The sequence below is a fragment of the Pseudolabrys sp. FHR47 genome (assembly GCF_005153485.1).
Classification (GTDB): Bacteria; Pseudomonadota; Alphaproteobacteria; order Rhizobiales; family Xanthobacteraceae; genus Pseudolabrys.
In genome coordinates this window covers 304544-317588 of sequence record NZ_CP039740.1, presented here as the reverse complement: position 1 = coordinate 317588, position 13045 = coordinate 304544, and the positions used below count along the sequence as shown (strand labels likewise).

Annotated in this window: 13 protein-coding genes and 1 tRNA gene; 10 read left to right on the top strand and 4 right to left on the bottom strand. The window is 63.4% G+C overall.

Going from position 1 to position 13045, the window contains the following annotated elements; genetic code table 11:
* Positions 1-347: 347 nt before the first annotated feature.
* Positions 348-971: a (d)CMP kinase gene (gene cmk / locus E8Q40_RS01555; RefSeq protein WP_137042733.1), complete on the bottom strand. Its 624-nt coding sequence runs from the start codon at positions 969-971 to the stop codon at positions 348-350.
* Complete coding sequence (gene aroA, locus E8Q40_RS01550; RefSeq protein WP_137042732.1) at positions 968-2308, bottom strand: 3-phosphoshikimate 1-carboxyvinyltransferase; 1341 nt, start codon at positions 2306-2308, stop codon at positions 968-970. The genes cmk and aroA overlap by 4 nt, the downstream gene beginning before the upstream one ends.
* Before the next feature lie 201 nt (positions 2309-2509).
* Here aroA and E8Q40_RS01545 point away from each other — a divergent pair, with 201 nt between their 5' ends.
* The 8 genes from E8Q40_RS01545 to E8Q40_RS01510 all read left to right on the top strand — a co-directional run bounded on the left by E8Q40_RS01545 (position 2510) and on the right by E8Q40_RS01510 (position 9851).
* Positions 2510-2917, top strand: a complete 408-nt coding sequence (locus E8Q40_RS01545; RefSeq protein WP_137042731.1) for a TIGR02300 family protein — start codon at positions 2510-2512, stop codon at positions 2915-2917.
* Between the two features lie 84 nt (positions 2918-3001).
* Positions 3002-3077, top strand: a tRNA-Ala gene (locus E8Q40_RS01540).
* 185 nt (positions 3078-3262) lie between these two features.
* A complete protein-coding gene (locus E8Q40_RS01535; protein ID WP_137042730.1) occupies positions 3263-4873 on the top strand; it encodes an ABC transporter substrate-binding protein in 1611 nt (536 codons plus the stop codon).
* A gap of 49 nt (positions 4874-4922) precedes the next feature.
* Entirely contained in the window at positions 4923-5933 is a 1011-nt protein-coding gene (locus tag E8Q40_RS01530; protein ID WP_137042729.1) for an ABC transporter permease subunit, read from the top strand.
* Positions 5930-6841 carry an ABC transporter permease subunit gene (locus E8Q40_RS01525; RefSeq protein ID WP_137042728.1) on the top strand — a complete coding sequence of 304 codons (912 nt, stop codon included), beginning with the start codon at positions 5930-5932 and terminating at the stop codon, positions 6839-6841. The genes E8Q40_RS01530 and E8Q40_RS01525 overlap by 4 nt, the downstream gene beginning before the upstream one ends.
* Positions 6842-6846: 5 nt before the next feature.
* A complete protein-coding gene (locus E8Q40_RS01520) occupies positions 6847-7872 on the top strand; it encodes an ABC transporter ATP-binding protein (protein WP_137046533.1) in 1026 nt (341 codons plus the stop codon).
* A complete protein-coding gene (locus E8Q40_RS01515) occupies positions 7869-8840 on the top strand; it encodes a dipeptide ABC transporter ATP-binding protein (RefSeq protein ID WP_137042727.1) in 972 nt (323 codons plus the stop codon). The genes E8Q40_RS01520 and E8Q40_RS01515 overlap by 4 nt, the downstream gene beginning before the upstream one ends.
* Before the next feature lie 39 nt (positions 8841-8879).
* Positions 8880-9851: an amidohydrolase family protein gene (locus tag E8Q40_RS01510; protein ID WP_137046532.1), complete on the top strand. Its 972-nt coding sequence runs from the start codon at positions 8880-8882 to the stop codon at positions 9849-9851.
* On the opposite strand, the gene E8Q40_RS22160 is transcribed toward E8Q40_RS01510, so the two are convergent.
* A complete protein-coding gene (locus tag E8Q40_RS22160; RefSeq protein WP_246662977.1) occupies positions 9852-11132 on the bottom strand; it encodes a cell wall hydrolase in 1281 nt (426 codons plus the stop codon).
* A gap of 685 nt (positions 11133-11817) precedes the next feature.
* On the opposite strand from E8Q40_RS22160, the gene E8Q40_RS01500 reads away from it, so the two are divergent.
* The gene (locus E8Q40_RS01500) at positions 11818-12243 is read left to right on the top strand and encodes an Hsp20 family protein (RefSeq protein WP_115516154.1); all 426 of its coding nucleotides are present in this window, start codon (positions 11818-11820) and stop codon (positions 12241-12243) included.
* 70 nt (positions 12244-12313) lie between these two features.
* Positions 12314-12592, top strand: a complete 279-nt coding sequence (locus tag E8Q40_RS01495; protein ID WP_137042726.1) for a DUF1150 domain-containing protein — start codon at positions 12314-12316, stop codon at positions 12590-12592.
* A gap of 69 nt (positions 12593-12661) precedes the next feature.
* Here E8Q40_RS01495 and E8Q40_RS01490 read toward each other — a convergent pair whose 3' ends face one another.
* Entirely contained in the window at positions 12662-12937 is a 276-nt protein-coding gene (locus E8Q40_RS01490; RefSeq protein ID WP_370455222.1) for an endonuclease domain-containing protein, read from the bottom strand.
* Positions 12938-13045 lie beyond the last annotated feature (108 nt).

Below are 13045 nucleotides of genomic sequence, written 5' to 3'. Positions count from 1 at the left end.
CGAACGGGCCGAATGTCTGGCACGACGTTCGGCGACTATCCGCCAAGAAGACGGACAGCCGGCGCTCATGCCGTACGGTCGGAACGACGGATCGATGTTCGGGGCGCGCTTAACGCCGAAACACGAGCGGGGCTTTTGTCCTCCAACAGCGAGGGGCGGTTTGGTGTCGCTCCTCGGCCCGCTCGGGTTGCTTCAACGCCTGAATTGAAGCGGCCCGGATGCGCGCGGATATAGCGAAGGCGGACGCACCCGGCAAGTCATAAGCGCTTCAATTGCTTGAGAAATCGACCCGGCGGGCCAGGTCCGGCCCCAAGGGGGCTGGGGCATAACGCCGTGATTCCAGCAACTTAGCCGCGGCGCGCCTCGACGATGGTAATCGCCGCGGCGACCGCCTCCTCGACGCCCATGGCCGTGGTGTCGAGCAGCACGGCGTCGTCGGCCTGCTTCAAGGGCGAGGCGGCGCGCGAGGAATCGCGTTCGTCGCGCTTGCGGATGTCGGCGAGCACGGTGGCATCGTCGATGGATTGGCCGGCGGCGCGATATTCCTTGCCGCGACGCGACGCCCGCACTTCGGGGCTTGCGGTGACGAAAATCTTCACATCGGCGTCCGGGCAGATGACCGTTCCGATATCACGGCCGTCGAGCACGGCGCCTGGCTCTTCCGCGGCGAAGGCGCGCTGATAATCCACCAGCGCCGCGCGCACTTCCGGGATCGCCGAAACATGCGACGCCGCTTCGCCGGCCTCGGCACCCTTCAGCGTCGCTTCATCGAAACGGGTGAGGTCGAGCGATTGCGCGGCAGCGATGGCGGCCTCTCTGTCGTCAGGCGACTTGCCGGCATCGAGCACGGTCTTGCCGACGGCGCGATAGAGCAAACCGGTGTCGAGATGGCGCAGGCCGTAATGCGCGGCGAGGCGCTTGCCGATGGTACCCTTGCCGGACGCGGCCGGCCCGTCGATGGCGATGATCACGACAAGTCCGCCCCCAGTCCCTTCATCAGATCGACGAAGCCCGGGAAGCTGGTGGCAATGAAGGCCGAATCGTCAATGCGGACGGGCTCTTTTGACGCCAGGCCCATCATCAAAGCCGACATGGCGATGCGGTGATCCATGTGCGTCTTCACCTCGCCGCCACCGGGCACGCCGCCCGCGCCCATGCCGTGAACGATCAAATCGTCGTCCTCAATCTCGACCGTAACACCGTTGACCCGCAGCATATCGGCGGTCGCTTCCAGGCGATCGCTTTCCTTGACGCGCAGTTCCTTGAGCCCGCGCATACGCGTCGTGCCCTCGGCGAAAGCCGCGGCGACCGCGAGGATGAGATATTCGTCGATCATCGACGGCGCGCGCGCCGCCGGTACGTCGACACCCTTGAGCGTAGAGAAGGTCACGCGCAGGTCAGCGACCTCCTCGCCGCCATCGTCGCGTCTGTTCTCTTCCGCGATCTTGGCGCCCATTTCGCGCAAGGTGGTAAACAGTCCGGTACGCAACGGGTTGAGCATCACGCCGTCGAGGATGACCTCCGAGCCCGGCACGATCAGGGCGCCGACCAGCGGAAACGCCGCCGAGGACGGATCGGCGGGCACCGCAATATCCGCGGGCTCAAGCTCGGGCTGTCCCTGCAGCACGATGCGACGGCCATGGTCGCCATGCGGCTTGGAGACGATCTTCGCGCCGAAATGCTTGAGCATCTTTTCGGTGTGGTCGCGCGAGGCCTCCGTCTCGATGACGACGGTTTCGCCGGGCGCGGCGAGACCGGCCAGCAGCACTGCCGACTTGATCTGCGCCGAAGCCACCGGGGTCTCGTATTCGATCGGTAGGGGGTCGGTCGCGCCCTTGAGGGTCAGTGGCAGGCGGCCGCCCTCGGCCTGGTCGAGCACCCGGGCGCCCATTTTGGCGAGCGGATCGAGGATCCGCCGCATCGGGCGCTTTCGCAGCGAGGCATCGCCGTCGAAAACCGCCGTGATCGGACAGCCGGCCACCGCGCCCATCACAAGCCGGCAGCCGGTGCCGGAATTGCCGAAATCGAGCGGCGCTTCCGGCTGAGCAAAGCCGCCCACGCCGACGCCGTGGATACGCCAATTTCCGCTCCCCAGGTTCTCGACTTTGGCGCCCAGCGCCCGCATGGCGCCGGCGGTATTCAGGACGTCCTCGCCCTCCAGGAGGCCGGAAACCTTCGTTTCGCCGACCGTCATGGCGCCCAGAATCAGCGCCCGGTGCGAAATCGACTTGTCGCCGGGCACTCGCAGACGCCCAGTCAGGGGGCCGCTGGCACGGGCGGTCAGAGGGGTGCGGGGGGCCTCGCTCAAGTGACTGGTATCCTTTGAAACTGGTCGGACGACGGACGTGAAAGCGGGGTCCTCGTATCACGCCGGTCCGCGAGGCGTCATCCTCGCCCGGGCTGCCCAATTCCCGACTGTTTGCCGCTATTGACAGGGGCCTCGCAACTAGCCAAGTGAAGCGCCAATCCGACCCATGATTTTCAACGGCATTTCCTAGGACGCTCGCACGTGGCCAAACCCGAACTCGGCACCAAGCGCATCTGCCCGGACACCGGTCGTAAATTTTACGACATGGGCAAGTCGCCGGTGATTTCGCCCTATACGGGCAAGATTGTTCCCATCGTCGCGCCGCCGCAGTCGCGTGCACGGCCGGAGACCGCCCGCCCTGTGGCCGCCGAAGAGGCCGAGACGATCGTTCCGGAGACCGCGGACGCCGAATTCGTCTCGCTCGAGGACGCCGACAACGAGCAGAAGGGCAAGCCCAAGAAGCGGGGCGAAGTCGTCGCCGAAGACGACGAAATCGAGGCCGACGACGAGGGTCTTGACGATGATGCCTTCATCCAGGAAGAGGAAGAAGGCGATGACGACGTCACCGATATCATCGGCGACGGCATCGAGAAGGAAGAGGAACAGTAAGGCTGGCTCAAAATCAGCCTTCGCTGGACTAATCGGACCCTTTGCTTTTTCTTTCGTTTCCGACTAGTCATCTGCTCCCGTTACGGGGCCATAGCTCAGCTGGGAGAGCGCCTGCATGGCATGCAGGAGGTCGGCGGTTCGATCCCGCCTGGCTCCACCAATTTTCCGGACGCCCGCACAGGTCCTTGACCGCCGCCCGGTTCCAATTCTGCATCCGACGATTTCACGAGAAGGTGCGCCACGCGACTGCGTGACGGCATCAAAACGTTGGGCTAGCATTTCCGCTCAGTGGGCTGGGATTAGAGACGCAGAGGGGCGCCTCCCCGGCCATTGAGAGGGATCCCAATGCCACACATCCGCAGCCTGTCCGCGCTCGCTATCACGGCGGCGCTCTTTGCCACGCCCGCTCTTTTTGCCACGCCTTTGTCCGCCAAGACGCTCGTTTATTGCTCGGAGGGCAGCCCGGAAAACTTCTATCCCGGCATCAACACCACCGGCACGTCGTTCGATGCGAACAGCCAGATTTACAGCCGTATCGTCGATTTCGAGCGTGGCACGACCAAGGTGGTCCCCGGTCTCGCCGAGAAATGGGATATCTCCGCCGACGGCACCGTCTACACTTTCCATCTGCGCAAGGGCGTGAAGTGGCATTCCAACGCCAACTTCAAACCGACGCGCGACATGAATGCCGACGACATCATCTTCGCCATCGAGCGGCAGTGGAAACCGGAGCACCCCTACTTCAAGGTGACGAGCTCGAACCACTCCTACTTCAACGACATGGGCATGCCGAAGCTGCTCAAGTCGGTCGAGAAGGTCGACGACTACACCGTCAAGATTACGCTCAACATGCCGGAGGCGCCGTTCCTCTCCGACCTCGCCATGGAATATGCCGGCATCCAGTCGAAGGAATATGCCGACGCGATGCTCAAAGCCGGCACGCCGGAGAAGGTCGACCAGGAGCCGATCGGCTCGGGCCCGTTCTATCTGGTGCAGTACCAGAAGGACGCCATCATCCGCTACAAGGCGTTTCCGCAGTTCTGGGGCGGCAAGGCCAAGATCGACGATCTGATCTTCTCGATCACGCCGGATGCCTCGGTGCGCTGGGCCAAGCTGCAGAAGGGCGAATGCCATGTCATGCCCTATCCGAACCCCGCCGATCTCGACGCCATCCGCAAGGATCCGAATGTCACCGTGCTCGAACAGCCCGGCCTGAACATCGGCTATCTCGCCTACAACACCACCAAGAAGCCTTTCGACGACGTGCGCGTGCGCAAGGCGCTCAACATGGCGATGAACAAGAAAGCCATCGTCGAGGCGGTGTTCCTGTCGAGCGGCGTGCCGGCGACCAACCCGATCCCGCCGACCATGTGGTCGTACAACAAGAACGTGAAGGACGATCCGTACAATCCGGAGGCGGCCAAGAAGCTGCTCGCCGAAGCCGGCTATCCCAACGGCTTCGAGACCGATCTCTGGGCCATGCCGGTGCAGCGTCCGTATAATCCGAACGCCAAGCGTATCGCCGAACTGATGCAGGCCGACCTCGCCAAGATCGGCGTTAAGGCCGAGATCAAGAGCTTCGAATGGGGCGAATACCGCAAGCGCGCTCAGGCCGGCGAACACATGATGGCGCAACTCGGCTGGACCGGCGACAACGGCGATCCGGACAACTTCCTCAACACCCTGCTCGGCTGCTCATCGGCCAAAGGTAACGGCTCGAACATCGCCAAGTTCTGCTACCAGCCCTTCGAGGATCTGGTGATCAAGGCGAAGTCGGTCAGCGATCAGGCCGAACGCACCAAGCTCTATGAACAGGCCCAGGTCGTGTTCAAGGAGCAGGCGCCGTGGTTCACCATCGCGCACTCGGTGCAGCTCAAGCCGGTGCGCAAGGAAGTGGTCGACTTCAAACTGTCGCCCTTCGGCCGCCATACCTTCTACGGCGTCGATATCAAGTAAGCGAAAGAAACGGGGCGCCCTTTAACATGGGCGCCCTGTTTCCATTTCCATGCTTCGATTTATTCTAACCCGCGTCAGCCTGGTGATTCCGACCTTCATCGGCATCACCCTGCTCGTCTTTGTCCTCATCCGGCTCATCCCCGGCGATCCGATCGAGACCATGGCCGGCGAGCGCGGCATCGATGCCGCCGAGCACGCACGTCTGCGGGCTGAATACGGCTTCGACCGGCCCGTGATCGTGCAGTACGGCCTTTATCTCGCGCGCCTCGCGCAGGGCGATCTCGGCCGCTCCATCGTCTCGCACAAACCGGTGATCGAGGAATTCGCCAGCCTGTTTCCGGCCACCGTCGAACTCTCGCTTTGTGCCATCGCCTTCGCACTGCTGGTCGGCATCCCGGCTGGCATCCTCGCCGCCGTGCGCCGCAATTCCATCTTCGACCAGGGCATCATGGCTGTGTCGCTGACCGGCTATTCCATGCCGATTTTCTGGTGGGGCCTGCTGCTGATCCTCCTGTTCTCGGTGCAGCTCGGCTGGACGCCGGTGTCTGGCCGCATCGCCGTGCTGTACTTCGTCGAACAGAAAACAGGCTTCCTGCTGATCGACACGTTGCTCGCCGGCGACTTCGACGCCTTCCGCTCCGCGGTCTCGCATCTCATTCTGCCGGCGATCGTGCTTGGCACCGTACCGCTCGCGGTGTTCGCGCGCATGACACGCTCGGCCATGCTCGAAGTGCTGGGCGAGGATTACATCCGCACGGCGCGCGCCAAGGGTTTGTCGAACATGCGCGTCGTCACCGTACATGCCTTCCGCAATGCGCTGATCCCGATCGTCACCGTCATCGGCCTGCAGGTCGGAGTGCTGTTCACCGGCGCCATCCTGACCGAAACGATCTTCTCTTGGCCGGGCGTCGGCTCCTGGCTGATCAACGGCATCGCGCGGCGTGATTATCCGGTGCTGCAAGGCGGCACGCTGATCATTGGTGCCATCATCATGACGGTCAATCTTCTGGTCGACATGGCTTACGGCCTGATCAATCCGCGCATCAGGCATCAGCGATGAGCGAGACCGCCGCACCCGGGACTGTTGCGCGCAAGGCTCCGGCGGGCCCGCCGCATCCGTTTGTCGAATTCGTCTCCTATTTCGCCGCCAACCGCGGCGCCGTCATCGGGCTCGCCACCATTGTTGTATTGGTCTTGCTCGGCGCGCTGGCCGAAGTTTTCGCGCCCTACTCGCCGATCACGACCAACCCGCAGGCTTTCCTGAAACCGCCGGCATGGCAGGCCGGCGGCACGACCGCGCATTGGCTCGGCACCGACGCAATCGGCCGCGACATGCTTTCGCGGCTCATCTACGGCGCGCGGCTGTCACTGCTTATCGGCATCGCCGTGGTGGCGCTGTCGGTGACCGTCGGCACCATTCTCGGCCTGATCGCCGGATTTTTCCGCGGCATCGTCGAGATCGCCATCATGAGGCTGATGGACATTCTCCTGACGCTGCCGACCTTGCTGCTCGCTATCATCATTGTCGCCATTCTCGGACCCGGCATCATCAATGCGCTGATCGCGGTCGCCATCGTTCTGCTGCCGCATTATGTGCGCATCGTGCGCGCGACCGTGATCGCCGAAACGGCGAAGGATTACGTCACCGCGGCGAAGCTGACCGGCGCCGGCAACCTGCGCCTCATCGTCAAGGAAATCCTGCCGAACTGCGCCGCGCCTTTGATCGTGCAGGCCACGCTCGGCATCTCGACCGCCATTCTCGATGCCGCGGCGCTCGGCTTCATCGGGCTCGGCGCGCAGCCGCCGACGCCGGAATGGGGCACCATGCTCGCCGACGCCCGCGAATTCGTGCTGCGCGCCTGGTGGGTCGTCACCTTCCCCGGCATCATGATCCTGATCACCGTTTTGGCCTTCAACCTGCTCGGCGATGGCCTGCGCGATGCCCTCGATCCGAAACTCAAGCGGTGACGATGATGGCCGCAATCGAGATCGAAAACCTCATCGTCGAATTCCCGTCGTCGCAGGGCCTGCTGCGCGCCGTCGACGGCGTGTCGCTCCAGGTCGAGGTGGGCGAAGTGCTCGGCATTGTCGGCGAATCCGGCTCCGGCAAGAGCGTCGCCATGCTCGCCGCGATGGGGTTGGTGCCCTATCCCGGCATCGTACGCGCCGACAAACTGAGGGTCTGCGGACAGGACATTCTCGCTTTAAGCGAGGCGCAGCGCCGCGCCATCGTCGGCAAGGACATGTCGATGATCTTCCAGGAGCCGGCGACCAGCCTGAATCCCTGCTACACGGTCGGTTTCCAGATCATGGAAACCTTGCGGCTGCACGAGAAGATGGACCGCAAGACGGCACGCAAGCGCTCCATCGAACTGCTCGAGCAAGTCGGCATCCCGGCGCCGGAATCGCGCCTCGATTCTTATCCGCACCAGCTTTCCGGCGGCATGAACCAGCGCGTCATGATCGCCATGGCCATTGCCTGCAATCCGAAGCTTCTGATCGCGGACGAGCCGACCACAGCGCTCGACGTCACCATCCAGGCACAGATCCTCGACCTCCTGATGAGCCTGCAGCGCGAACGCGGCATGGCGCTCATTCTCATCACGCACAATATGGGCGTGGTGTCGGAGACGGCACAGCGCGTTGCCGTGATGTATTCCGGCCAGATGATGGAGCAGAACGCAACGGAGCGCCTGTTCGCCGACCCGCAGCATCCCTACACGGCGGCGCTCATGGCGGCGCGGCCCGAGAGCCGCGTCGGCGACCGGCTTGCGACCATTCCCGGCACCGTGCCGAGCCTGTACGAACGTCCGTCCGGCTGCCTGTTCGGTCCGCGCTGCCAGTATGCAACGCCGCGCTGCTTCGCCGACCGGCCCGAGCTGCGGGTCTGGAACGGCGGCGGCGTGCGCTGCCACTATCCGCTCGGCGATGCCGAACGTGACGCCAGGATCGCATCCGACCGCGCCCAGGAAAACGCGAAGGTGGAGGCCGCCGAATGAGCGCGCTCATCGCCGCCAAGGACCTGGTGCAGGTCTACAAAACAAAATCCGGATATTTCAATCCGCCGCAGGAACTGCGCGCCGTCGGCGGCGTGTCCTTCGAGATCGAGGCGGGCAAGACTTTGGCGGTGGTCGGCGAGTCCGGCTGCGGAAAGTCGACGCTGGCGCGCATGGTGACGATGATCGAGCCGCCAACATCGGGCGATCTCGCCATTGACGGCAGCAATGCGCTGAACGCCTCGACGGACGTCCGGCGCCATTTGCGACGCGCCGTGCAGTTCGTGTTCCAGAACCCCTACGGCTCGCTCAATCCGCGCCGCAAAATCGGCGCCATCCTCGAAGAGCCGCTGATCATCAATACCAAACTGAGCGCGAAGGAGCGGACGGACAAGGTCATCGACATGCTGCGCCGTGTCGGCCTCGGTCCCGATCACGCACGGCGCTATCCGCACATGTTCTCCGGCGGCCAGCGCCAGCGCATCGCCATTGCCCGCGCCCTGATGCTCAATCCGAAGATCGTGGTCGCCGACGAGCCGGTATCGGCGCTCGACGTGTCGGTGCAAGCGCAGGTTCTCAACCTGATGATCGATCTGCAGCAGCAGTTCGGTCTCGCTTACATGTTCATTTCACACGATCTCGCCGTGGTGCGTTTCATCGCCCATGATGTGCTGGTGATGTACCTCGGCATCGCCGTCGAGCATGGTCCGAAGGACGCGATCTTCGACAAACCGCTGCATCCCTATACGCGCGCGCTGATCGCAGCGACGCCGTCGCTCGGCGGCAAAAGGCCGGCGCGGCATGTCGTCAAAGGCGAAGTGCCCTCGCCGCTCGATATGCCGAAAGGCTGCGTGTTCGCCGCGCGCTGTCCGCATGTCACCGATCTGTGCCGCGCAGAGCGACCGCCGCTGCGGCCGGTGGCGCAACGCCTCGTCGCCTGTCACTATGCCGAGCAGTTTCTGAACGGCTGACGGCAAGGGCTTTCAAGACAAGACATGCTCGGTAAGGAAATGCACGGCAAGATCGCGCTCGAAGAACATTTCGCCATTGACGAGACACTCGGAGAACCCCACGCCTTCGCGCCGGTCTGGCCGGAGTTGTCACGACGCCTGCTCAACATCGACTCCTGCCTCGCCGACATGGACGCGCACGGCATCGAGATGATGGTGATGTCGCTGAACGCGCCGGCCGTGCAGGCCATTCCCGACACCGCAACGGCGATCACCGTCGCACGCAAGGCCAATGACGCGCTCGCCGCGGTCATTGCAAAGCACCCGAAGCGCTTTGCCGGCTTTGCCGCCCTGCCGATGCAGGACCCGGAAGCCGCGGCAGCCGAACTGACCCGCTGCGTCAAGGAACTCGGTTTCGTCGGCGCGCTGGTCAATGGCTTCTCGCAAGTCGGCAGCGCCGACAACGCCACCTATTACGACCAGCCGGAATATCGCCCGTTCTGGCATACGGTCGAGGCCCTCGACGTGCCGTTCTATCTACACCCGCGCAATCCGCTGCCGGCGCATGCGCCGCAGTATCAGGGGCACCCGTGGATGCTGGGGCCGAACTGGGCCTTCGGCGCCGAGACCGCGATCCACGCATTGCGCCTGATCGGTTCAGGCCTGTTCGACACGCATCCGAAGCTGAAGATCATCCTCGGCCATCTCGGCGAGGGCCTTCCAGCGCTGCTGTGGCGCATCGACAATCGCAATGGCTGGATGAAGCTGCCGCATCGCTATGCCGCGCAGCGCAGTGTCGGCGATTATTTCCGGAAAAATTTCTACATCACGACCGCTGGGAATTTTCATACACCGGCGCTGCAGAACGTCATGGCCGAAGTCGGCCTCGACCATGTGTTGTTCTCGGTCGACTGGCCGTTCGAGGACATCGGCCAGGGCAGCGGATGGCTCGATGCCGCGCCGCTCTCCGACGCCCAGCGCGCGCAGATCGCCCGCGATAACGCGATCAGACTGCTGAAGCTGAGGATTTAGTTACTTCTTCTTGCTGTCGTCCTTGGCCAGCACCGTTTTGCCCCACACCGGCATCTCGGCGCCATTGCCCCAAGCGTAGGGCCGATAGAACGAGTGCAGGCCGAAGCGCACCAGCTTCTTCATCTCGCGATTCCAGATCGGGTTCACGTACGCGGCGTGGTAGTGCGTCGACTTGGCGACCTCCGGCACGTAGATCTGACCGTCGAGCGTCTGCTTGGCGATGCGGTTGGCGCGCGCCCAGTGACCGCGTTCGGTGATCGTCTTGCGCTTGCCATCGCAGGCGAAAGTGAACTGGCACGACAAGTGACGGTGGGCGTTCTGGTAGACCACCGAGCAGACATCGTTCGGATAGAACGGCGAGAACACGCGGTTCATCACGACCTGCGCAACGGCCATCTGGCCGCGCACCGGTTCGCTGCGCGCTTCCCAATAGATCGCGTTGGCGAGGCAGCGCTGCGCCTTGGCGTACTCCTTGTCGTCGAGATTGAGCCGCTGCGCCGGCGACGGCGGCGGTACGCCCGGCGCCGGGACCGGCATCGGGACCATGTTAAGCGGCGGCAGCGAGACCGGCATCGGCTGAGCGGCCATCGAGCTCATCGGCATCTCACCGCTGTTGAGACTGGCAAGGCGAACCGGCGGCGCGTCGTCATTGTCATACGCAGCGAGCATGGCATGCGCCTGCGGCGCCGGGACGTTGGCGTAGTCCGGCTTCGCTGCGACGGCAGGCGTCGGTGGGCTTGCCGGCGTCAGCGAAGCCAGCGTGACCATGCCGGCGCGCATGTCGCGATCCGGCTGCAGCATCGCAAGTTCGACGGCGTCGGCGTGCTTCACGTCCGCGAGCGCGGCAACCGCTGCATTGTTGACGCTTCGCGCGGCGGGACGCTGCGGCGTGTTCGCCCTGGCGGTTTCAGTCTTCACCGGCTCCGGCTTGTTGAGAGCGAGACGCTGCCGCTCGGCGGCAACGGGCGTCAGCCTCGCGGGATCGTTGAGCGTCGCCGCGGGACGCAACTGCGCGACCGGCTTCGGTGCCGGCACATCACGCGGAATGGCGACAACGACTGCCGAGCGATCGTCATAAATCGAGATTTGGCGGATGCCGGCAAGGATGCGGCCCGGCACCTCATCGTAATGCAGGCGGGCGTCACGGATCAGCGCGGAGACATTCGTCAGCGCATTGGCATTGACGAGATCGAGCGCGGCGATGCCGATGGCTACGATGGCCAAAGCGATACTGACGGTCTTGCCGCGACTAAACAGCCGCTCCTCGAAGGTGGGACCCAAGTCATCGTTATCTATGCTGCGCGCTAACACGGGTTACGCTCCGCTCACATGACCGAACAAACAAGTGCGGCCGGACGAAGCGATCTTATCGGGATAAAAAGGAACTGAGACGCTTCTTAAGAAAATTTTAGTCAAACACGGCAAACAGGCGTGATTAATTTAACCACGCTGGACGCGGGTGATTTAACGAAATTTCGTTAAATCGAAATCCGTTCGTAATGGCGTTGTCATCGAACGTCGCTTTGCGCGACAATTTATAAATCACGCGACGCCGACGCTGATTATGAAACATGTGCGATCACTCAGCCGCGCGCCGGCTGCATGCGATCGTGACGCACGCAGGAGCCACCGGAGGTTGCCGCCACTCTGGCGCGGCGACCGCCAGCGGAGCAGACAGGATCGTCCATGGGCCGGACGGGGGTGTGCAGGGTAAGACACCGGCGCCGGCTGGCCGGGAGCGACCGGCAGGGGAAAATCCGGTGGCTGCGGAGGCAAAGAATCCCCTTTGGAGCAGATTTCCCTTGTTCTTGAACCTTTAACCGGCCCTGCCCATATTAGCTGCAGTCAGGGTGGCGGTCGCTTCCCCGACGGAAATGCCGAACCCGGGCGGATCCCGGGTCCGGACCAGGGGCGCCCGAAAGGGGCCTCGCCGCAAAGTCGCTTCACAGCGAGGACTTTGGATACCATGTCTCGAGTGCCGTCACTCTCCAGCCCGTTCCTGCTTGGCTTCGATGAAATCGAGCGCGTGCTCGACCGCGTCGCCAAGGGGGCCGATGGCTACCCGCCCTACAACATCGAGCGTCTGCCGCGCGAGGACAACAACCCCGAGCGCCTTCGCATCACGCTGGCCGTTGCAGGGTTCACCCGCGACCAGCTCGACGTTTCCGTCGAGGAAAGCCAACTGGTCATCCGCGGGCGGCAGCAGGACGACAAGACCCGTCAGTACCTCCACCGCGGCATCGCCGCGCGCCAGTTCCAGCGCACCTTCGTGCTGGCCGACGGCATGGAGGTGATGGGCGCCGACCTGAAGCACGGGTTGCTGTCGGTCGATCTGGTCCGGCCGCAGCCGGAGCGGGTCGTACGATCGATCGCGATCAACGATCTGGAATGATGACGGAACTTTGAAGCAACGAAACAGGACTCGACCGCGTTAAGCGTTCAATGGGAAAGGATCGAGGGCCATGACTCAACACAAGCTGGCTGACACCAACACCACCAACGAGGCGGCAATCACGCAGGATGCGCTGGCGCATCTGGGCGACGGGCGGCTGGCTTATGTGAAGCCCATCCGTTCGGAAGATGTCGCCAACATGTTTCCGCAGGCGCCGCAGATCGCGCCCGGCCTAACTTTGTTCGCGCTGCATGCCGCGGACGGCACGCCGATCATGCTGACCGACACGCGCGAGAGCGCGCTGGCCAGCGCCTGGAGCAACGAGCTCGAAGCTGTCAGCGTGCATTGAGCACCCTTTTCCCTCTCCCCGCTTGCGGGGAGAGGGTGGCTTGCGCAGCAAGCCGGGTGAGGGGCAACGTCACTCTCTCAGCGCGCCGAGAATTGTTTCAAGAACACCATTTTTGTTCTGCAACACGTCGTTATTCCAAAAGCGAAGCACACGATAACCGGCCTCAATCAATTTCCGGTCACGCTCTCGGTCCTTTGAATTTTCTGAATGTTGCCCGCCATCGACTTCGACGATCAGCCGTTTATCGCGGCACACGAAGTCAACGATAAATGGTTCGATAGCTTCCTGCCGGACGAACTTGAAACCCGACAAGCGGCGATCGCGCAACGACAGCCACAGGATCATCTCTGCGTCCGTCGATTGACGCCGCAACCGTCTCTCAGACGAAACCTTTTTCCGATTTGGCCCCCGCATGGGAACCGCCCCTCACCCGGCCCGCATAAGATGCGGGCC

Excerpts from the sequence above, each read along its gene's own strand:
- E8Q40_RS01535 (WP_137042730.1), top strand. The coding sequence starts at position 3,263 with ATGCCACACATCCGCAGCCTGTCCGCGCTCGCTATCACGGCGGCGCTC.
- E8Q40_RS01525 (WP_137042728.1), top strand. The coding sequence starts at position 5,930 with ATGAGCGAGACCGCCGCACCCGGGACTGTTGCGCGCAAGGCTCCGGCG.
- E8Q40_RS01515 (WP_137042727.1), top strand. The coding sequence starts at position 7,869 with ATGAGCGCGCTCATCGCCGCCAAGGACCTGGTGCAGGTCTACAAAACA.
- E8Q40_RS01500 (WP_115516154.1), top strand. The coding sequence starts at position 11,818 with ATGTCTCGAGTGCCGTCACTCTCCAGCCCGTTCCTGCTTGGCTTCGAT.
- E8Q40_RS01520 (WP_137046533.1), top strand. The coding sequence starts at position 6,847 with ATGGCCGCAATCGAGATCGAAAACCTCATCGTCGAATTCCCGTCGTCG.
- E8Q40_RS01495 (WP_137042726.1), top strand. The coding sequence starts at position 12,314 with ATGACTCAACACAAGCTGGCTGACACCAACACCACCAACGAGGCGGCA.
- E8Q40_RS01530 (WP_137042729.1), top strand. The coding sequence starts at position 4,923 with ATGCTTCGATTTATTCTAACCCGCGTCAGCCTGGTGATTCCGACCTTC.
- E8Q40_RS01490 (WP_370455222.1), bottom strand. The coding sequence starts at position 12,937 with ATGATCCTGTGGCTGTCGTTGCGCGATCGCCGCTTGTCGGGTTTCAAG.
- E8Q40_RS01510 (WP_137046532.1), top strand. The coding sequence starts at position 8,880 with ATGCACGGCAAGATCGCGCTCGAAGAACATTTCGCCATTGACGAGACA.